Source organism: Streptomonospora nanhaiensis (assembly GCF_013410565.1).
Taxonomy (GTDB): Bacteria; Actinomycetota; Actinomycetes; order Streptosporangiales; family Streptosporangiaceae; genus Streptomonospora; species Streptomonospora nanhaiensis.
The window spans coordinates 227,666-250,390 of sequence record NZ_JACCFO010000001.1 but is presented as its reverse complement, the minus strand read 5'-3'; the positions used below and the strand labels follow the sequence as shown (position 1 = coordinate 250,390).

Genomic DNA, 22,725 nt, shown 5'->3' with positions numbered 1-22,725 from the left:
GAGCACGGCGGGAACGGTCTGGGGCGCGCGCCGCGCCGCCCGCTCACCGGGCGGCCTCGGGGCCGGGGGCGAGCAGGCCGTCCAGCACCGCGCCGATCGCCGCCGCGCCCTCGCGGCCCAGCAGGTCGTCGTGGGCGGCGGGGACCTCGTGGCGGTCGACGCGGCCGGTGATGTGGGGGCGCCACAGCTCCTCGGCGGCGCCGGGGGCGTCCTTGGCGGCGAAGAACACGGCGTCGCCCGCAAACCGCGGGGGCCGCCCCCCGGCGGCCAGCCGCGCGGCGAGCCGGTGGTTGGCGCGCAGCAGACCGGCGTCGCCGTGGTCGCGGCCGACCTCGGCGGCGACCGCGGCCGGTGCGGCCGGCCCGCCCGCCGGGTCCCCCTCGGCCGCGCTCGCGGCGGCCGGAGCGGGCAGCGCGCCGGGCGGGTAGGCGTCCAGCAGCGCCAGCAGGTCCACCCGCTCGCCCGCCTCGGCCAGCAGCGCCGCCATGGCGTGGGCCACCGCGCCGCCGAAGGACCAGCCCGCCAGGCGGTAGGGGCCGTGCGGGCGCACGCGCCGCACCCGCTCGACGTAGAGGGCGGCGAGGTCGGCGACCGAGGCGGGCGGCGCAGCGCCCGGGCCGTGCGCGGCGGCGAGGTCGGGGGTGTCCAGGCCGAGGATGGGCACGTCGGCGCCGATGTGCCGGCGCAGGCGCACGAACGGCCAGCTCAGGCCGCTCGCCGGGTGCACGCAGAACAGCGGCGGCCGCGCGCCGCCGGCGCGCAGCACCACGACGCCGGGCACGGCGCCGGAGCCGGGCGCCGGCCGGGCTCGCCCGGCCGCCGGATCCGCCGCGCCGCCGCCGTCCGCGCCGTCTCCGCCCTCGGCGGCGCGCCGCGCCAGGTGGGCGGCCAGCGCCGCGGGCGTGGGGTTGGTGAACAGGTCGGCGATCGCCGCGCGCACGCCCGTCTCGGCCTCCACCCGCGACCGCAGCCGCACCAGCAGCATCGAGTGGCCGCCACGGTCGAAGAAGTCGTCGTCGGCGCCGACCTCCCCGGCGCCCAGCACCTCGGCGAAGACCTCGCACAGCAGCGCCTCGGCGGCGTCGCGGGGGGCGCGGCCCGGCGCGGGCGCCAGCGCGGCGGGGTCGGGCGCGGGCAGGGCGGCGCGGTCGAGCTTGCCGTGCGCGGTGAGCGGCAGCGCGGCGATGGGCACGTAGACCGCCGGGACCATGTAGTCGGGCAGGCTCTGGGCGAGGTGGCCGCGCAGGGCGGCGGTGTCGGGGGCGCCGGTTCCGGCGCGCGGCACCACGTAGGCCACCAGCCGCCGGTCGCCCGGCGCGGCCTCCCAGGTGTCGACCACGGCCTGGTCGACGTCGGGGTGGCGGCCCAGCGCCGCCGCGATCTCGCCCGGCTCGATGCGGAACCCGCGCACCTTGACCTGGTCGTCGGCGCGGCCGACGTAGTCGACGCTGCCGTCGGGCATGCGCCGCACCAGGTCGCCGGTGCGGTACATGCGCGCCCCGGGCGGGCCGTAGGGGTCGGCCACGAACCGGTCGGCGGTGAGGCCGGGCCGGTTGAGGTAGCCGCGCGCCACGCCCATCCCGCCCAGGTACAGCTCGCCCACCACGCCCGGGGCCACCGGCCGCAGCCGCTCGTCCAGGACGTGGGCGGCGGTGTTGGCGGTGGGCCGGCCGATGACGGGCCGCGCGCCGGCGCCCACCCGCGCCGACAGCGCGTCCACGGTCGTCTCGGTGGGCCCGTAGAGGTTGAACGTGACGGTGCCCTCGGCCTCCAGTTCGCGCAGCCGCGTCCACAGCGCCGGCGGCACGGCCTCGCCGCCCACCCCCAGGGTGAGCGGGGTGCGGGTGCCGGGCGCGCCGAGTCCGGCCCGCATCAGCTGGAGCAGGTGGGAGGGGGTGACCTCGATGAAGTCGAGGCGGTCGGCGCGGACGCGCTCCACCAGCAGCGCGGGGTCGTGCATGGCGTCCTCGGTGACGATGTGCAGCGCGTGCCCGTCCAGCAGCCACAGCTGGGGCTGCCAGGCGGCGTCGAAGGAGAACGACCAGGCGTGGCCCACGCGCAGCCGCTCGCGCCCGGCGCGGCGCCGGGTGGGCCGGTACAGCGTCTCGCGGTGGCTGTGGAAGAGGTTGGCCAGGCCCCGGTGGGTGGCCGCCACGCCCTTGGGCCGGCCGGTGGAGCCGGAGGTGTAGATGACGTAGGCGGGGTGGTCGGGGGACAGCGGCGCGGTGCGGTCGGTGTCGGTGGGATCGGTGTCGGGCCGCGCGGGGCCGCCGGCCGGACCGGGTGCGGCCGCACCGGTGTCGTCGAGCACCAGCGCGGGCAGGCCCGGCGCCGCCTCGGCGGCGCGGCCGCGCAGGCCGGCGGTGGTGAGGACGAGTGCGGGCGCGGCGTCGGCGAGCATGTGGGCGATGCGGTCGCCGGGGTAGGCGGGGTCCACCGGCAGGTAGGCGGCGCCGGCCTTGAGCACCGCCAGCAGCGCGGTGAGGGTGCCCGCCGATCGGGGCAGCAGCAGCGCCACCACGTCCTCGGGGCCGATGCCGCGCGCGATCAGCTCGTGGGCGAGCCGGTTGGCGCGCCGGTTCAGCTCGGCGAAGCTCCACCGCACCTCGCCGCAGACCAGCGCGGTGGCCTGGGGCCCGGCCGCCGCCGCGGCCTCGAACAGGCCCGGCAGGGTGGAGGCGGGCGGCAGCGCGACGCGGGGCCCCCGCGCCTGGCGGGCGGTCTCGGCGTACTCCTCGGCGGTGAGCAGGTCCAGGCGGCCGATGGGCGCGGCGGGGTCGACGGCCGCGGCGGCCAGCAGCCGCTCCAGGCGCAGCGCGATGTTGCGCGCGGTGGCCGGGTCGAAGAGGTCCAGGGCGTAGTCGACGACGCAGCGCAGGGCGCCGCCGGCCTCCTCGTCCGCGTCGCCGGGGTCGCGGAACTCCAGGGCCAGGTCGAACTTGCCGCCGGGCGCGGTGACCGGCTCGCGGCGCACGTCGAGCCCGGCCATGTCCAGCCGGGGCCCGGCGCCGCGCTGGTAGGCCAGCATCACCTGGAACAGGGGGTGGCGGCTCATCGACCGGGCCGGGTTGACCAGCTCCACCAGCCGCTCGAAGGGGATGGCGGAGTTCTCGTAGGCGGCGAGGTTGGCGTCACGCACGCGGGCGAGCAGCTCGGCGAAGGAGGGGTCGCCGGAGGTGTCGGTGCGCAGCACCAGCGTGTTGACGAAGAACCCCACCAGGTCGTCCAGGGCGGCGTCGTCGCGTCCGGCCACGGGGCTGCCGATGGGGATGTCGGTGCCGGCGCCCAGCCGGGTGAGCAGGGCGGCCAGGCCGGCCTGGAGCACCATGAAGACGCTGACGTCGTGGGCGCGGGCCAGGTTTCGCAGCCGCGTGCTCAGCTCCGCGGGCAGCTCCAGCTCCAGGGCGCCGCCCCGGCCGCTGGAGACGGCGGGCCGGGGCCGGTCGGTGGGCAGCGGCAGCTCCTCGGGCAGGCCGCGCAGCGCCTCCTTCCAGTACCGCGCCTGGGCGTGCACGGCGCCGGCGGGGTCGTCCTCGGCGCCCAGCACGGCGTGCTGGTGCAGGCCGTAGTCGGCGTACTGCACGGGCAGCGGCGCCCAGGCGGGCGCGCGCCCGGCGGCGCGGGCGCTGTAGGCGGTGCCCAGGTCGCGCAGCAGCGGCCGGGCCGACCAGCCGTCGGCGGCGATGTGGTGCACCAGGAGCAGCAGCACGTGCTCGGTTGCGGACAGCCGGAACAGGTGGGCGCGCAGCGGCGGCTCCTCCTCCAGCCGGAACCCGTGGCGCACGGCCTCGGCGAGCAGGCCCGGCAGCGCGGCCTCGTCGGTCGCGGTGGTGACCGGCTGTGGACGGGCCTGGCCGGGGTCGAGGACGCGCTGGTAGGGCACGCCGTCGTCGTCGGGGTAGAGGGTGCGCAGGGTCTCGTGGCGGGCGGTGAGGTCGGCCAGCGCCGCCGTGAGCGCGCCGGTGTCCAGTGGTCCCGTCAGCCGCGCGCAGAAGGGGATGTTGTAGGTGGGGCGCGGACCGTCCAGACGGTAGAGGAACCACATGCGCCGCTGGGCGTGGGAGAGCGGCGGCCGGTCGGGGCGCGCGGCGCGGCGCAGCGGCGGGCGGTCGCCGCCGGGCCGCAGCCGCTGGACCAGTCCGGCCACGGTGGGGGTGTCGAACACGGTGCGCAGCGCGACGTCGCGGCCCAGGACCGCGCGGATGCGGGTGACCAGGCGGGTGGCGAGCAGGGAGTGCCCGCCCAGGGCGAAGAAGTCGTCGTCGATGCCGACCTCGCCGACCTCCAGCACCTCCCGGTAGAGCCCGCACAGCAGCTCCTCGACCTGGTCGCGCGGCGGGCGGCCGGGGGCGGGCGCGGCGAGGTCGGGCGCGGGCAGCGCGGCGCGGTCGACCTTGCCGTTGGGCAGGACGGGCAGGGCCGGCAGCGGCACCACGGCGGCGGGGAGCATGGCGGTGGGCAGCGCGGCGGCGAGGTGGGCGCGCAGCGCGGCGGGGTCCAGGGCGCGGCCCTCGGCGGGCACGGCGTAGGCCACCAGCGCGGGCCCGGCGGCGGCGCCCGCGGCGGCGGGGTCGCCCCGGTGGACGGCGGCGGCGCCGGCGGCGACGTCGGGGTGGGCCGCCAGTGCGGCCTCCACCTCGCCCAACTCGATCCGCACGCCGCGGATCTTCACCTGGCCGTCGGCGCGGCCCAGGAACTCCAGCTCACCCGCGGTGTTCCACACCGCGCGGTCGCCGGTGCGGTACATGCGGGCGCCGGGCGGTACGAAGGGGTCGGCGACGAACCGTCCGGCGGTCAGCCCGGGGTTGGCGTGGTAGCCCCGCGCCAAGCCGGCGCCGCCCAGGTACAGCTCGCCGGGCACTCCGGCGGGCACCGGCCGCAGCATCGCGTCCAGCACGTAGGCGCGCACGCCGGGGTCGGGGCGGCCGATGGGCACGCGTTCGCCGGGCAGGTCGGCGCGGCAGGCGCCCAGGGTGGCGTTGACGGTGGTCTCGGTGGGGCCGTAGCAGTTGAACATCGGGCGGCCGTCGGCGGCGAAGCGGCGCACCAGGGCGGCGGGCACCGCCTCGGTGCCGGCCAGCACGGTCATGCCCGGCGGCAGTTCGGTGCCCGAGGGCAGGGCCGACAGCAGCGCCGGGGGCAGGGCGGCGTGGGTGACGCCGCGTTCGCGCAGGTAGTCGACGAGCGGGGGGCCGGGGACGCGCCGCTCGGGGGCGACCACGACGAGCCGGCCGCCGCACAGCACGCCCATGACGATCTCCCAGAAGGCGACGTCGAAGCTGGGCGAGCCGAGTTGGGCGACACGTGAGGAGGCGCCCACGCCGAGGCGGTGGGCGGCGGTGGACACGAGCTTGGCGACGCCCTCGTGGCTGACCACCACCCCCTTGGGCCGGCCGGTGGAGCCGGAGGTGTAGATGAGGTAGGCGGCGCAGGCCGGGGTCAGCGGCGCGGGGCGCTCGGCGTCGGTGACCGGTGCGGGCGCCAGCCGGGCGACCTCGGCGGCGGTGCGGGGGTCGGCGGGGGCCATCTGGGGCGCGGTGGTGAGCCGTGAGACGCGTTCGGCCAGGCCGGGCGCTGTGACCACGCAGACCGGGCGGGCGTCGGCGAGCATGTGGGCCAGGCGGTCGTCGGGGTAGTCGGGGTCCAGCGCCAGGTAGGCCGACCCGGAGGCCAGGACGGCCAGCAGGGCCACGATCTGCTCCGCCGAGCGCGGCGCCGCCACGGCCACGACCCTTTCGGGCCCGGCCCCGCGCGCCAGCAGCGCGCGGGCCAGCCGGTTGACCCGCGCCCGCACGTCGGCGGCGGTGAGGGCGGTGGTCTCGTCCTCCACCAGCACCGATTTGGGGTCGGCGGCGACGCGCCGCTCCAACAGGTCGCCGAAGACGGCGGGGGCAAAGGCCGCCGCGTCCGCGGAAACCTCGGCGGCGAGCGCCGAGGCGCCGGCGTCGCCCCCGCCGGGCAGCGGACGGGTGCCGGTCGCGGCGGAGCCGGTCCCGCTGTCGGCCTTCCCGACGAAGGCGGGATCGGCGGTGGGCGCCGAACGGGGCGGTGCGGCCGGGCCGTCGGGACCGCGCACGGTGTCCGTGGCCGCCGCGAGGGCGGAGGCGGCCGACGCGGCCGGGACGCGGTGGGGTGGGAGGAGCGGGAGGCGGGCGACGGGCAGGTGGGGGGTGGCGGCCATCGCGTCGAGGAGGGTGCGCAGCGACTCCGCCACCAGGCGCACGCGGTCCTCGGTGAGCACGTCGGGGCGGTGGCCCAGCGTCAGGCGCAGGCGCGGCTCGGACGCTGCGGGCGCGGGAGGCACCACCGCGAGGGACAGCGGGTAGTGGGTGGCGTCGGCGGAGGCCAGCACGCGGGCGCGCAGGCCGGGGATCCCGGCGGCGGGGTCGGTGCCCTCGACCGGGTAGTTCTCCACGACCATGAGGGTGTCGAACAGCTCGCCGGTGCCGGCCGCCCGCTGGATCTCGGCGAGGCCGAGGTGGGCGTGGTCCAGGAGGCGCGCCTGCTCGTCGCGCAGCCGCCGCAGCAGGTCGGCGGTGCTCTCGCCGGGCTCGGCGCGCACCCGCACCGGCACGGTGTTGATCAGCAGCCCGACCATGGCGTCGGCGCCGGGCAGGTCGGCGGGGCGGCCGGAGACCGCCGTGCCGAACACGACGTCGCGGCGGTCCAGCAGGTGGCCAAGCAGCAGCCCCCAGGCCGCCTGCATGACGGTGTTGAGGGTGACGCCGTGGCCCCGGGCGAGGTCGCGCAGCCGCGCAGTGAGGCCGGCCGGAAGCTCCACGGTGAGGGCGCCGGGTTCGGCGGCCGCCGCCTCGGGCTCCCGCACCTCCTGGGCTTCCGCGCGTACGCGGGCCGCCCCGGCGGTCTGCCGGTCGGCGCCCGGTTCCCCACCGGGCGCGGTCCCCGCCGAGCCGCCGCTCCGCTCGGGCGCGGCCCGGAGGCCGCCGGGGGCGGCCGCGTCGGCGGCGGGTGCCTGCGCAGCGCCGAAGGCGGGACCCTGGGCGCCGCCTCCCCCGGGCGCCGCCGGGGCCCCCGGTTCCCCCGCACCGGCCGAACCCACCGTGTTCCGTTCGGCCGAGGCGCCCGCCGGCTCCTCCGGGCCGGCCGGCGCGGCGGCGGTGCCCGGCAGCGCGTCGGTGATGCGGCTCGGCCCCTCCACGCCCCGCAGGGCCTCCCGCCACGCCGCTGCCGCCGCGGCGGCGTCCTTGCGCGACAGCCACGCAAGGTAGTCGCGGAAGGGCACCGCGCGGGGCAGCGGGCGGGCGGGGTCCTCGGCGTAGAGGGCGAACAGGTCGCGGACCAGCAGGGGCAGGGACCAGCCGTCGAGCAGGATGTGGTGGTGGGTCAGCACCAGGACGTGCCGGCCGGCGGCCAGCCGCGCCAGCACGAACCGGATCAGGGGCGGGCGGGACGGGTCGAAGCGCGCGGCGCGCTCGGTCGCGCGCAGCCGCTCGACCTCGGCGGCGCGCGCCTCGGGCGCCAGCCCCGACAGGTCCGCCTCGCGCCAGGCGGCCCGCACGTCGCGGCCCACCAGCGCCGCCGGCCGGCCGTTGCGGCGGCGCCGGAACGCCGCCCGGACGTTGGGATGGCGGCGCAGCAGCGCGTCGGCGGCCGCGCGCAGCCGCGCACCCGCCAGCTCCCCCTCCAGCTCCAGCGCGAGCTGGACGTTGTAGACGTCCGCGCCCTCCGCGTCGATCTGGCTGTGGAAGAGCAGCCCTTCCTGGAGCGGCGTCAGCGGCAGGATGTCCTCCAGGCCGGATGCGTTGCTCACATGAGCCTCCACTCTGCTTCGAATTCGTCGATCTCGGCCTGGTCGAGGTCCGGGAGGGACATGTCGGAGGGCGTGTGCCCGCCCGCGTCGGGTGCCTGGGCGTGGGTGGCCAGGCCGCGCAGGTGGGCGAACCAGCCCTCGGCGAGTTCCCGCACGTCGCCCTCTGCGAAGAGGCGTTCGGGCCAGGCCCACGTGGCCGTCAGCACCGGCCCCTCCACCCCGTCGTGGGTGAGGGCGTTGACCTCCAGCGGGTGGCGCACCGGCGTCTCGGGGTCGATCCCGGCGGGCAGCGCGCCGGTCTCCGGTGCGACCGTCCACGCCGCCTCGTCCCGGGCGACCGCGAGGCGCCCGAGGTAGTTGAACAGCAGCGGCGGTCGGGGGTCGGCCGCCAGCTCCCGCGCCGTGAGCGGGTTGAGGTGGCGCAGCAGCCCGTGGCCGATCCCGCCGTCGCCGGGGTGGGCCCGCAGCTGCTCCTTGACCCGCTTGAGCGCCGCGCCGGCCGCCGGGCCGCCCGCGCGTGCCTCGGCGGGGTCGATGCCGGCCACGTCCACGCGCGCCGGGTGGACGGTGGTGAACCAGCCGACCGTGCCCGACACGTCGGCGCCGGGGAACAGGTGCTGCTCGCGGCCGTGGCCCTCCCGGTCCAGGCGCAGCGGCGCGTCGGCGCGGGAGCCGGGCAGCGCCCGCGCCGCGCGCCACTCCACGGCGGCCAGCGCCAGCGCGGTGAGCAGTACGTCCTCCACCTGGGCGTGGTAGGTCTCGGGCACCCGGGTGAGGACGGCGGCGGTGTCCTCGGGCGGCAGGGCCAGGGTGAGCCGGCGCAGGGTGGCGGCGGTGTCCCGGCGCGGGTCGAGGGAGCGCGCGGCGCCGCCCTTGCCGGGCTCGGCCCCAGCGGACGGGCGGCCCGGCCCGGCCAGGGGGTCGGGGCCGTGGTCGGCGCCGATGCGCCGCCACTGGGCCAGTTCGGCGGTGCGCCGCTCCTCGCGCGCCTCGGCGTGGAGGTGGCGCGCCCAGCGGGCGAAGGACGTCCGGGGAGCGGGGGGTGCCGGGACGCGGCCGCGGGCGGTGTCGGCCCACGCGGCGGCGAGGTCGGCGCGCAGGATGTGCCAGGAGACGCCGTCGACCGCGAGGTGGTGGACCACCAGCAGCAGCCGGCCCGCCTGCCCACTCCCCCGGTCCAGCCACACGGCGCGCAGCATGCGGCCCTTCTCGGGGTCGAGCAGGTCCTGGGCGGCGCGGGCCTCCTCGGCGGCGGCGCGGCGCAGCGCGTCGGCGTCCAGCCCGGCGGCGGCGCGCCGGGTGAGCACCTCGGCGGCCGGGACGGCTCCGGGCTCGGCCGCCCGCAGCCGCCGGCCGTCGGTGTCGTCCTCCAGGCGCGAGCGCAGCATGGCGTGGCCGTCGAGGACGGCCTGGAGGGCGGCGGCGAGCCGGTCGAGGTCGGCGCCGGGCGGGGTGTGCCAGACCATGGCCTGGCTGAAGCGGCGCAGCGGGCCGCCGCGCTCGCGCAGCCAATGCATGACGGGGGTGAGCGGGACCTCGCCGGTGCCGGGGTCGCCGTCCTCGGCGCCGGCGGGTCCGGGCGGCGGGGCGGCGCCCGCCGCCTGGGCCAGCCGCTCGGGGGTCTGCTCGGTGAACACGTCGGCCGGGGTCAGCGCCAGCCCGGCGGCGCGGGCGCGGGCGACGAGCCGGATGGCGAGGATGCTGTCGCCGCCGAGGGCGAAGAACCCGTCCTCGGGGCCCACGCGCTCCAGGCCGAGCAAGTCGGCGAACAGGCCGCACAGCACGGTCTCGGCGCCGTCACGGGCCCGGCGGCCCGACCCGGCGGCCGCACCGAGGTCGGGGGCGGGCAGCGCGGCGCGGTCGAGCTTGCCGTTGGCCGACAGGGGGAGGGCGGGCAGCACGACGACGGCCGCGGGGACCATGTGCTCGGGCAGGTGCCGGGCGAGGGCCCGCCGGAGGGCGGCGGGGTCGGGCTCGGCGGCGCCGGGGGCCGGGGTCACGTAGCCGACCAGCCGCACGCCTTGGGGCGCGGTCTCGCGGGCGGCGACGACGGCCGCGGAGACACCCGGCTGCTCGGCCAGCGCGTGTTCGATCTCGCCGGGTTCGACGCGCATGCCGCGCACCTTGACCTGGAAGTCGGAGCGGCCCACGAACACCAGGCGCCCGTCGCGGTCCCAGCGGACCACATCACCCGTGCGGTACATCCGCGCCCCCGGCGCGCCGAAGGGGTCGGCGACGAACCGTCCGGCGGTCAGGCCGGGGCGGTGGGCGTAGCCGCGCGCCAACTGCACCCCCGCCAGGTACAGCTCACCGTCGGCCCCCGGCGGGACCGGGCGCAGGTACTCGTCCAGCACGTAGACGCGGGTGTTCCACACCGGGCGCCCGATCGGCACGCCGGGCCCGGTGAACCCCTCGGTCCCGACGTCGAAGGACGTGACGTCCACCGCCGCCTCGGTCGGCCCGTACAGGTTGGCCAACAGGGCGTTCGGCAGCACCTCCCCCACCTTCGCGGCGAGGTCGGCCGCAAGCGCCTCACCCGAGGCCACCACCGTGCGCAGCGAGGAGCACCGGGCCGCCTCGGGGGCCTCCACGAACACCCGCAGCATCGACGGCACGAAGTGGCACACCGACACCCCGAACTCCGCGACGGTGCGGGCCAGGTAGGCGGGGTCCCGGTGGCCGTCGGGCGCGGCGACCACGAGGGCGGCGCCGGCGGTGAAGGGCCAGAACAGCTCCCACACCGACACGTCGAAGGTCACCGGCGTCTTCAGCAGCACCCGGTCCTCCGGCGTGAGGCCGTAGGCGCCCTGCATCCACGCCAGCCGGTTCACGATCGCCCGGTGCGACACCACCACACCCTTGGGCCGCCCCGTCGAACCCGACGTGTACAGCACATAGGCCGCGTGCTCGGGCCGCAGCACCGCCATGCGCTCGGCATCGGTGAGAGGGCCGGGATCGCGTGCGGCCAGCGCCTCCACCGCCTCGGAGCTGTCGAGGACCAGCCGGGGCACCCGGGGTTCGGCGGGAAGCGCGGAGGCGTCCTGCTCGCGGCACACGATCAGCGCCGGCCGGGCGTCGGCCAGGACGAACGCCACCCGCTCCGCCGGATGCGCGACGTCCACCGGCAGATAGGCCGCCCCCGCCCGCACCACCGCGTGCAGCGCCACCACCGACTCCACCGACCTCGGCACGGCCACCGCCACCACCGACTCCGGACCCGCACCCCGCGCCACCAGCTCCCGCGCCAACCGGTTCACCCGCGCCTCGAACTCCACCCGGGTAAGGGCGGTGCCGGCGGCCGACAGCAGCGCCGTGCGCTCCCGCGCCGACGCGGGGGCCCGGTCGAGGAGCGCGGGCAGGGTGTGCTCGGCCACCGGTCGCGCCGTGGCGTTCCACTCCTCCACCACCCGCGCGCGCTCGGCCTCGGCCAGCAGCGGCAGGTCGGCGACGGGCCGGTCGGGTGCGGCGGCAGCGGCGGCGAGCAGCCGCACGAGCCGTTCGCCGAGCCCGCGCGCCGTCTCGGGGTCGAAGCGGTCGGCGGCGTAGCGCACCGCGACGGCGACCGCGTCCTCGCCCGGCCGCTCCACGAACTCGAACTCCAGGTCGAACCGCGCGGCCTGGGCCGCCCGGTCGTCCACGCCGGTCACGGTGCCGCCCAGCAGCCCGGCCGCCGACTCCGGCCGCGTCTGGTGGCTGACCATCACCTGGAACAGCGGGTTGCGCCCGGCCGCGCGCGGCGGGTTGACCGCCTCGACCACCCGGTCGAAGGGCAGGTCGGCGTGGGCGAACGCCGCCACGGCGGCGGCGCGGGCGCGCTCCACCACCGCGCCGAACCCCGGCGCGCCGCCGAGGTCGGCGCGCAGCACGAGCGTGTTGAGGTACATCCCCACCGCGTCGTGCAGCGCCGCGTCGGTGCGGCTGGTCGCGGGCGTGCCCAGCGCGATGTCGGTACCCGCGCCCATGCGGTGCAGCAGCACCGCCACCGCCGAGGCGAACACCATGAAGGGGGTGGCGCCGCGCTCGCGGCCCAGCCGGGCGAGGCCGCGCGCGAGGTCCGCCGGGATGTGCGCGGCGGCCACCCCGCCGGCGCCCGTGCGCACGGCGGGGCGGGGCCGGTCGGCGGGCAGCGCGGTCTCCTCGGGCAGCCCCGCCAGCGCCCGGCGCCAGTACTCCCGCTGCCGGGCGGCCGTGCCGCGCGGGTCGTCCTCGGCGCCCAGCACGTCGCGCTGCCACAGGGCGTAGTCGGCGTAGTCCACCGGCGGCGCCCACTCCGGTGCGCGCCCGGCGGTCCGCGCGGTGTAGGCGGCGTCCAGGTCGCGCAGGAAAGGCTCCTGGGACCACTCGTCCACGGCGATGTGGTGGAACAGGTGGAGCAGGGCGTAGTCGCCGCTGTCGGAGCAGAACAGCACCGCCCGGTAGGCGGGCTCGGTGCGCAGGTCGAACGGCCGGCGCGCCGCCTCGGCCACCAGGTCGCCGAGGTCGCGGCCGCCCGCGTGCACCACGTGCAGCGGGTCGGGCGCCTGCTCGGGGGCGAGGACGTGCTGGCGCGGCTCACCGCCGTGCTCGGGGAACACGGTGCGCAGGATGGCGTGGCGGGCCACGACGTCGCGCACGGCCGCGCCGAGCGCCGCCGTGTCGAGGGGGCCGCGCCCGCGCAGCGTCCAGGGCACGTTGTAGACGGCTTCGGCGCCGGGCACCTGGGCGGCGGCCCACAGGCCGCGCTGGGCGGCCGACAGGGGCGGATCCTCGGTCGCGGCCTGGGCGCGCCCGCCGACCAGGGCGGGGCGCGCCCGTTCGGCCTCGGCCACGCGGAGCGCCAGCGCCTCGGGGGTGGGGGCGGCGAACAGGTCGGCGACCCCAAGGTCGACGCCGAGGCGGGCGCGGAGCGTGTTGACGGCGCGGGCGGCGGCCAGGGACGTGCCGCCGAGTGCGAAGAAGGCGTCGTCGGCGGCGACCTCCGCCACGCCGAGCAGGTCGGCGAACACCGCGCACACCAGTTCCTCGACGGGCCCGCGCGGCGGGCGGCCGGCGCCGCCGCCGGCCGGGGCCTCGGGCGCGGGCAGGGCCGCGCGGTCGAGCTTGCCGTTGGCGGTCAGCGGCAGGGCGTCCAGGACGGCGAACGCGGCGGGCACCATGTGGTCGGGCAGGTGCGCGGCGGCGCGGGCACGCAGCCGCGCGGGGTCGGGGGCGGCGCCGGCGGCGGGCACGACGTAGCCGACGATCCGGGTGCCGCCGGAGGCGTCGGGGAGGGCGGCGGCCACGGCGTCGGCGACCTCGGGGAGGGCCGTGAGGGCGTGTTCGATCTCGCCGGGTTCGACGCGCATGCCGCGCACCTTGACCTGGAAGTCGGAGCGGCCCACGAACACCAGGCGCCCGTCGCGGTCCCAGCGGACCACATCACCCGTGCGGTACATCCGCGCCCCCGGCGCGCCGAAGGGGTCGGCGACGAACCGTCCGGCGGTCAGGCCGGGGCGGTGGGCGTAGCCGCGCGCCAACTGCACCCCCGCCAGGTACAGCTCACCGTCGGCCCCCGGCGGGACCGGGCGCAGGTACTCGTCCAGCACGTAGACGCGGGTGTTCCACACCGGGCGCCCGATCGGCACGCCGGGCCCGGTGAACCCCTCGGTCCCGACGTCGAAGGACGTGACGTCCACCGCCGCCTCGGTCGGCCCGTACAGGTTGGCCAGCAGCGTGTTGGGCAGCACCTCCCCCACCTTCGCGGCGAGGTCGGCCGCAAGCGCCTCACCCGAGGCCACCACCGTGCGCAGCGAGGAGCACCGGGCCGCCTCGGGGGCCTCCACGAACACCCGCAGCATCGACGGCACGAAGTGGCACACCGTGACGCCGTGCCGGGTGATCGCCCCGGCGACGTACCCGGGGTCGCGGTGCCCCTCGGGCGCGGCCACGACCAGCCCCGCCCCGGCGGCGAAGGGCCAGAACAGCTCCCACACCGACACGTCGAAGGTCACCGGCGTCTTCAGCAGCACCCGGTCCTCCGGCGTGAGGCCGTAGGCGCCCTGCATCCACGCCAGCCGGTTCACGATCGCCCGGTGCGACACCACCACACCCTTGGGCCGCCCCGTCGAACCCGACGTGTACAGCACATAGGCCGCGTGCTCGGGCCGCAGCACCGCCCTGCGCTCGGCATCGGTCAGCGGAGCGGCGGCGCGCCCGGCCACGCGCTCGGCGGTGGCGGGGTCGTCCAGGGCCACCGCCGCCGCGGCGTAGGCCGCGGGCAGGGCCGCGCGCGTGGCGGTGTCGCACAGCACCACGGCGGGCCGGGCGTCGGCCAGCACGAACGCCACCCGCTCGGCCGGATGCGAGACGTCCACCGGCAGGTAGGCCGCACCCGCCCGCACCACCGCGTGCAGCGCCACCACCAGCTCCACCGACCTCGGCACGGCCACCGCGACCACGGACTCCGGACCCGCACCCCGCGCCACCAGCTCCCGCGCCAACCGGTTCACCCGCGCCTCGAACTCCACCCGGGTAAGGGCGCCGCCCGCCTCCTCGTCGGCGCCGAGCACGGCCGCCGCACCGGCGCGGCTCCGCAGGGCTCCCGCGTCGAGCAGTTCGGGCAGGGTCCGTCCGGCCACCGGCCGCGCGGTGGCGTTCCACTCCTCCACCACCCGGCGGTGCTCCGCGCCGTCCAGCAGCGGCAGCGCGCTGACCGGCCGGTCGGGCTCTGCGACGGCGGCGGCCAGCAGCAGCCGCAGCCGGTCGGCCAGCCCTTCGACGGTGGCGCGGTCGAACCGGGCCGCCGAGTACCGCACCGCGCCGTCCAGCCGGCCGGTGCCGGGCCGGTCGATGAACACGATCTCCAGATCGAACTTGGCGGTGTCGATTGCCTGGTCGTCCAGCCGGGTGCGCAGGCCCAGCAGCCGGTCCGTGCCCGCCGGGCGGGTCTGCTGGGCGACCATCACCTGGAACAGCGGGTTGCGCCCGGCCGCGCGCGGCGGGTTGACCGCCTCGACCACGTCGTCGAAGGGCAGGTCGGCGTGGGCGAACGCGGCGAGGTCGGCGGCGCGCACCCGGGCGAGCAGGTCGGCGAACCCGGGGTCGCCCGACAGGTCGGTGCGCAGCACGAGCGTGTTGAGGTACATCCCCACCGCGTCGTGCAGCGCCGCGTCGGTGCGGCTGGTCGCGGGCGTGCCCAGCGCGATGTCGGTGCCCGCGCCCATGCGGTGCAGCAGCACCGCCACCGCCGCGCGCAGCACCATGAACCGGGTGGTGCGGGTGTCCTCGGCCAGCCGCGACACCGCGCGGGCCAGGTCCTCGTCCACGGCGAAGCGCACCAGGCCGCCCTCGGCGGTGGCGCCGTCGGCGGGGCGGGGCCGGTCGGCGGGCAGCGCGGTCTCCTCGGGCAGCCCCGCCAGGGCCCGGCGCCAGAACGCGCGCAGCCGGTGGGCGCGGGAGCCCGGGTCGTCGGGGTCGGCGAGCAGGTCGCGCTGCCACAGGGCGTAGTCGGCGTAGCCGACCGGCGGCGGCGCCCACTCCGGTGCGCGCCCGGCGGCGCGCGCGGTGTAGGCGGCGTCCAGGTCGCGCAGGAACGGCTCCTGGGACCACTCGTCCACCGCGATGTGGTGGAACACCGCGAGGAGCAGGTGGTCCTCGGGCGCGGCCGTGAAGAGGGTGAACCGGGCGGGCAGGTCGCGGGCCAGGTCGAAGGGGGCGCGCGCCGCGCGGTCCACGCGCCCGGCGAGGTCGCCCCCGCCGGTGTCGCGGTGCAGGAGGCGGGCCGGCAGCTCCTCGGGCGCGGCCGCGCGCTGCTCGGGCTCGCCGTCCTCGCCGACGGGGAACCGGGTGCGCAGGGCCGCGTGACGCGCCAGGACGTCGCGCAGCGCGGCCTCCAGCGCGTCGGCGTCGAGCGGGCCGCCGATGCGCAGCGCCCAGGGCACGTTGTAGGCGGCGGTCGCGGCGGTGCCCGCCGTGCCGCCGAGCCGGTTGAGCAGCCACAGCCGCCGCTGCTCGGCCGACAGCGGCACGCGCGCGGGCAGCGGGCGGGGCCGAAGCTGCGGGCGCCGGTCGGCGGGCGCGGCGGCGCGGACGGCCAGCGCCTCGGGTGTGGGCGCCTCGAACAGGTCGCGCACGCCGATTCCGGTGCCCAGCAGGGCGCGCAGGCGGTTGACCGCGCGGGCGGCGGCCAGGGAGTGCCCGCCCAGCGCGAAGAAGTCGTCGTCGGCGGCCACCGCCGGCACGCCCAGGACCTCGGCGAACACGCCGCACACCGCTTCCTCGGCGGGCGTGCGGGGCGCACGGCCCGCGCGCTCGGCGGCGGGCTCGGGAGCGGGCAGGGCGGCACGGTCGATCTTGCGGTTCTCGGTGAGGGGGAACGCGTCGAGCACCACGACGGCCGAGGGCACCATGTAGTCGGGCAGGCGCGCGGCCAGGGCCGTGCGCAGCGCGTCGGGGTCGCAGGCGGCGCCGGGCGCGGGCACGACGTAGCCCACGACGCGCGCCGAGGCGGGGCCGTCGTCGGTGCGCACCACGACGGCGGCACGGGCGACGCCGGGGTGGTCGGCCAGCGCGGACTCGATCTCCCCGAGCTCGATGCGGAACCCGCGCACCTTCACCTGGAAGTCGGAGCGGCCGAGGAACTCCAGGTCGCCGGTGCGCGTGATGCGGACCAGGTCGCCGGTGGCGTACATGCGGGACCCGGGCGGGCCGAAGGGGTCGGCCACGAACCGGACGGCGGTCAGCCCCGGGCGGCCCAGGTAGCCGCGCGCCACGCCGCCGCCTGCGATGTAGAGGTCACCGGGCACCCCGGCGGGCACGGGCCGCAGGGCGGCGTCCAGGACGTGCAGCCGGGTGTTGGCGACGGGCCGGCCGATGGTCACGGGGGTGCCGGAGGAGACGGGTGCCGCCGTGGACCAGATGGTGGTCTCGGTGGGGCCGTAGAGGTTGACGACCCCGGCGGCGCGGGCCACCAGCTCACGGGCAAGAGCCGGCGGCAGCGCCTCGCCGCCCACCAGCACCCGCAGCCCGTGAAGCGCCTGCGGGGCCTCCTCCACCAGCGCCTGCCACAGCGTGGGCGTGGCCTGCATGACGGTCGCCCCCGAGGACCCGACCAGCCCCGCCAAAGCGGCCGGATCCCGCACCACGTCGCGGTCGGCCACCACCACCGTCGCCCCCGCCAGCAGCGGCAGGTACAGCTCCAGCGCCGAGATGTCGAACCCGACCGTCGTCACCGCCAGGAACCGCTCCCCCGGTTCCAGCGGAAAGCGCCGGCCCATGTCCGTCACAAAGTTCAGCAGCGCGCCCTGCGACACCACCACACCCTTGGGCCGCCCCGTCGAACCCGAGGTGTAGAGCACGTAGGCGGCACGCTCGGCCGCCAAGACGGGCCGCGCCGCCAGGCCGGCGCCCGGTGCGTGGGCGCCCCGGCCGCCGTCGGTGCCGGGGCGGTCCACCAGCAGGCGTTCCACCCCGTCCGGCAGCGACTCCGCCAGGACCGAGTCCGTCACGAGGAGCACCGCGCCCGAATCGGCCAGCATGAACGCGATCCGCTCCGCCGGGAAACCCGGATCCACCGGCAGGTACACCCCGCCGGCGCGCCCCACCGCCAGCAGCGCCGCCACCAACTCCACCGACCTCGGCAGCGCCACCGCCACCACCGTCTCAGGCCCCACACCGCAGGCCCGCAACCGCGCCGCCAAGCCCTCGACCCGGGCCAGCAGCTCCCCGTAGGTGACCGACACACCCCCGGCCACCACCGCCACCGCACCCGGGCACCGCCGAGCCACCGCCGCGAACCGCTTGGGCAGCAGGGGCCCCGCCACGGGCGCGGCGGTGGTGTTGACCGCAGCCCAGCGCTCGCGCTCGGCCGGGGTGCGCACGTCGATCTCGCCGACCGGCCGCCCGGGGTCGGTCGTCATCGCCGCCAGCACCAGGCGCAGCCGCTCCACCAGCTCGCGGGCGGTGTCGGGGTCGAACAGCGCGGTCGCGTAGCGCAGGGTCCCCGCCAGCCCCTCGGTGCCGGGCCGTTCGGCGAAGGCGAACTCCAGGTCCAGCTTGGCCACCCGCATGTCCACCGGGTGCACGGCCGCGTCGGTGCCCAGCAGGGCGGGCCGGTCGGGGTCGCGCTGGTAGGTGAGCATGACCTGGAACAGCGGGTGGCGCGCGGGCGAGCGCTCCGGGTCGAGCGCGCGGACCACGTGGTCGAACGGCGCGTCGGCGTGGGCGAACGCCGCCACGTCGGCGTCGCGCACCCGCGCCAGCAGCGCGGCGGTGCTGGGGTCGCCCGACAGGTCGGTGCGCAGCGCCAGCATGTTGAGGAACATGCCGATGGTGTCGTGCACCGCCGCGTCGTCGCGGTTGGCCACCGGGGTGCCCACGGTGATGTCGTCCCCGGCGCCCATGCGGTGCAGCAGGACGGCGACGGCGGCCTGGAGCGCCATGAACGGGGTGGCGCCGTGCTCGGCGGCCAGCGCGCGCAGCGCCTCCACCGTTCCGGCGTCCAGGTGGAAGTCGACGGCGGCGCCCGCGCTGTCGGCGGCGGCCGGGCGCGGCCGGTCCGCGGGCAGGGCGAGTTCGGCGGGCGCGCCCGCCAGGGCGCGCCGCCAGAAGGCGAGCCCGCGGCCCAGGGGCGAGACGGGGTCGTCGGGGTCTCCCAGCCAGGCGCGCTGCCACACCGCGAAGTCCGCGTGGTCCACGGCCAGGGGCGCCCAGTCTGGGGCGGCGCCGGCGCGGCGGGCGGCGTAGGCGGTGTCGAGGTCGCGGGTGAACGGGCCCTCCGACCACTCGTCGGTGGCGATGTGCGGGAAGGCGAAGGCCAGCACGGCGTCGTCGGGGGCCAGGCGCAGCAGCGCGGCACGCACGGCCGGGTCGGCGCCCAGGTCGAAGGGCTCGTGGAGCACCTCGGCGAGGCGGGCGTCGAGGTCGGCGGCGGCGACGTCGCGCACCCGCAGCAGCCGGCCCACCTCCCCCGGCGCCAGGACGCGCGACCGCACGGCGCCTTCGGCGGCGCCCTCGGCGGTGTCCTCCGCGTAGACGGTGCGCAGGACGGCGTGCCGGGCCACGACGTCGTGCAGGGCCGCCTCCAGCGCGTCGGCGTCGACGGCGCCGCGCAGCCGGAACGCCAGCGGCACGTTGTAGGCGGCGCTGGGGCCGTGCAGCCGGTCCACGAACCACAGGCGCTCCTGGCCGTAGGACAGCGGGGCGGGTCCGGCGGCGGGGCCGCGCGGGGTGAGCGGGGGCCGGGCGGCGGGGCGCCCGGCGAGCAGGGCGGCCAGGGCGGCGGGGGTGGGCGCGTCGAAGACGTCGCGCACGCGCGCCTCGATGCCGAGTTCGGCGCGCACCCGGTTGGCGGTGCGGGTGGCCAGCAGCGAGTGGCCGCCCAGGGCGAAGAAGTCGTCGTCGCCGCCGATGGACGCCAGTCCCAGCACGTCGGCCATGACGGCGCGCAGCCGCGCCTCCAGCGGGCTCGCGGGCGCCTGGTCGGGCGCGGTCCGCCGGCGGGGTGCGGGCAGTGCGGCGCGGTCGACCTTGCCGTTGGCGGTCTGCGGGAACGCGTCGAGCACCACGACGGCCGAGGGCACCATGTAGTCGGGCAGGCGCGCGGCAAGGGCGGTGCGCAGCGCGTCGGGGTCGCAGGCGGCGCCGGGCGCGGGGCGCACGTAGCCGACGACGCGGACCCGGCCGGGGTCGTCCTCGCGGGCCACGGCCACGGCCTGGGCCACCCCGTCCTGGTCCGCCAGCGCGGACTCGATCTCGCCGAGTTCGATGCGGAACCCGCGCACCTTCACCTGGAAGTCGGAGCGGCCGACGAAGTGGAGTCGGCCCTGGCGCAGCCGGACGAGGTCGCCGGTGCGGTACATGCGCGTGCCGGGCGGGCCGAAGGGGTCGGCGACGAACCGGCCGGCGGTCAGCCCCGGGCGGCCCAGGTAGCCGCGCGCCACGCCGTCACCGGCGATGTAGAGCTCGCCGACGGCTCCCGGGGGCGCCGGGCGCAGCGCGGTGTCGAGCACGTAGACCCGGGTGTTGGCGATCGGGCCGCCGATGGGGGCGGCGGGCGCGGCGGCGGGCCCGCCGCCGTTCGGCACGGTGTCGGTGGTGGACCAGATGGTGGTCTCGGTCGGGCCGTAGAGGTTGACGACCCCGGCGGCGCGGGCCGCCAGTTCGCGGGCGAGAGCGCCGGGCAGCGCCTCGCCGCCCACCAGCACCCGCAGCCCCGACAGCGCGTGGGGTGCCTCCTCCGCCAGCGCCTGCCACAGGCTCGGGGTGGCCTGCATGACGGTCGCGCCCGAGGACGCGACCAGCCCGCCCAGCGCGACCGGGTCGCGCACGGTGTCGCGGTCGGCCACCACCACCGTCGCCCCCGCCAGCAGCGGCAGGTACAGCTCCAGCGCCGAGATGTCGAACCCGACCGTCGTCACCGCCAGGAACCGCTCCCCGGGGTCCAGCGGGAACCGTCCGGCCATGTCGTCCAGGAAGTTCAGCAGCGCGCCGTGAGAGACCACCACGCCTTTGGGCCGCCCCGTCGAACCCGAGGTGTAGAGCACGTAGGCGGCGCTCTCCGCCGAGAAGGCGGGGGACCCCCAGCCGTGCTCCCGCCCGACGGAAGCCGCAGCCCAGGCGGCAGCGGGATCGTTCGCAGGACCGCCCTCGGCCCCGCGCGCGGCAGAGCCCACGCCCGGCCCGCCGCCGGCGCCCGCACCGGCTTCCCGACCGGCGCCCGGCGCACCGGGCCGCCGCCCATCAGCGTGCGCCCCGCCGCCAAGCCCGGCCGTCCGGCCGTCCGGCTCCCGCACCCCGCCGGGCTCGGCGGAGACGCCCCGACGGCCGCCGCCCGCCGTGTCCGGCACGGCCGCCCCGTCACCCTCCGGTCCAGAGCCCGCGGCGGCCGGGGCGTCGCCCTCCGCTTCGCCGCCGACGGCACCCGCGACGAAACCCGCGCCGGTGCCGTCCACGCCCGCGCCCGGCGGGCCGGGGCGCCGTCCGTCGGCCGCTTCGGCGCCCTCGCCACCCGCCATCGCCAAGGCTCCAGCGTCCGGAGCCGGTGCGGGCCCGGTGCCGAAGGTGCCGACGAGCAGGCGGTCCACCACGTCCGGCAGCGACTCCGCCAGGACCGGGTCCGTCACGAGGAGCACCGCGCCCGAATCGGCCAGCATGAACGCGATCCGCTCCGCCGGGAAACCCGGATCCACCGGCAGGTACACCCCGCCGGCGCGCCCCACCGCCAGCAGCGCCGCCACCAACTCCACCGACCTCGGCAGCGCCACCGCCACCACCGGCTCCGCGCCCGCGCGGGCACCCCGCGCGCTCAACCGCGCCCGCAGCCGCGCCGCCAACTCCTCCACACGCTCCAGCAGGTCCGCGTAGGTGACCGACACGCCACCGGCCACCACCGCCACCGCACCCGGGCACCGCCGAGCCACCTCCGCGAAGCGGTCGGCCACTCCCCCGCCGCGGCCCCCGTCGGCGGCTCCGCCCGCCGCCGGGCCGGCCGGCGTCTCCAGGGCGGCTACCGGGTCGGCGGTGTCCAGGGCGCCCAGCCGTGTCGCCGCCACCGCCGCCGCGCCCCCGGCGGTCAGCGACTCCAGCAGGCGGCCGAACCCCTCCAGCAGCTCGGCGGCCTCGGCCCGGCTGTAGCGGGCGGCGTTGGCGTTCAGCACGAAGCGCAGCCCGCCGGTCTCCGCGTCGCGGTAGACCGACAGCGACACGTCGTCGACCGGCCCCTCCGACAGCGTGTGCGCGGTGCCGGGCGTGCCCGCGAAGTCGAGGTCGTAGTCGAACGCCTTGATGTTGACCATCGGCCCGTACAGCCCGGTGGCCCGCCCCACGAGGCCCAGGTCGCGCCGGATGTCCTCGGCGCGGTAGCGCTGGTGGGCGCGCAGCTCGCGCAGCCGCCCCGACGTGCGCGCCAGCGCCTCGCCGAAGGTGTCGGCCGGGCCCAGGCCCAGCCGCAGCGGCAGCACGTTGACGACCATCGCGGGCGTGCGCAGGGCCGCCGACCCCAGCCGGCCCATGGCGGGCATGCCCAGCACCACGTCGCGCGCGCCGGTGCGCCGGTGCACGAAGCAGGCGAACGCCGCCACGACGGCCTCCGCCCAGCTCGCGCCGGCCCGCTCGGCGGTCTCGGCCAGGCGCCGGGCCGTCTCGGCCCCCGGGCGCGCCGCCGCGCTGCACACCCCCGGCGAGGGCACCGGCGGCGCCTCGCCGAGCAGGGCGGGCTCGGGCCGGTCGGCCAGCAGCCCGCGCCAGTACGCGGCGTCGGCGGCGCGGCGCTCGGAGGCGGCGTAGGCGGCCTCCTCGGCCACCACCTCCCGCAGCTCACCGAACCGCCGCCCGGGCTCCTCCCCGGCGGTCAGCCGGGTGTAGACCTCGGCCACCCGCCGGGTCAGCGTGGTGATGGCGTAGGCGTCGGCGACGATGTGGTGGAACCGCTGGAACCACAGGTGGTGCTCGGCGCCCACGCGCAGCAGCGCGAAGGCGTACAGCGGCCCCCGGAGGAGGTCGGCGGGCGCGGCCATCTCCCGCCGCATCCAGGCCAGCGCCGCCGCGCGCGGGTCCTCGGCCCCGCGCAGGTCGGCCTCGGCCAGCACCGGCCCCGCCCACGGGACGTGGGGGTGGACGCGCTGCCGGGGCTCTGTGCCGCCCGGCGCCGGGGCCTCCTCCACGAGGGTGCGCAGGGCGTCGGTCTCGGCGACGGTGCGCTCCACCGCCGCCCGCAGCAGCGCGGGGTCCAGCGGCCCGGCCAGCTCCACGTACTGGCCCACGTTGTAGCGGCCGTCCCCGGCCGCGCCGACCGCGCCCGGCCCGTCCGGCGCGCCCGGCCGCTCCGGGACGCCGGAGGCGCCGACCTGGTGGGCGTACCAGATGCCGTGCTGGGCGCCGGTGAGGGCCAGGGTCGCGTCGTCGTGGCGGGGCTCGGTCATGGCGTGCGCTGCTCCGTAAAAGCATGGGTGCGGACAGGGGCGGGTGCCCGGTTCCCCGCATCAGGTGGCGCCGGGCAC

Annotated in this window: 2 protein-coding genes; both read right to left on the bottom strand. The window is 78.5% G+C overall.

Annotated features, from left to right (window positions below; genetic code table 11):
* Positions 1-43: 43 nt before the first annotated feature.
* The gene (locus HNR12_RS27745; RefSeq protein WP_338119699.1) at positions 44-7,771 is read right to left on the bottom strand and encodes an amino acid adenylation domain-containing protein; all 7,728 of its coding nucleotides are present in this window, start codon (positions 7,769-7,771) and stop codon (positions 44-46) included.
* Positions 7,768-22,647, bottom strand: a complete 14,880-nt coding sequence (locus HNR12_RS00995) for a non-ribosomal peptide synthetase (protein ID WP_179765680.1) — start codon at positions 22,645-22,647, stop codon at positions 7,768-7,770. The genes HNR12_RS27745 and HNR12_RS00995 overlap by 4 nt, the downstream gene beginning before the upstream one ends.
* Positions 22,648-22,725: the final 78 nt, after the last annotated feature.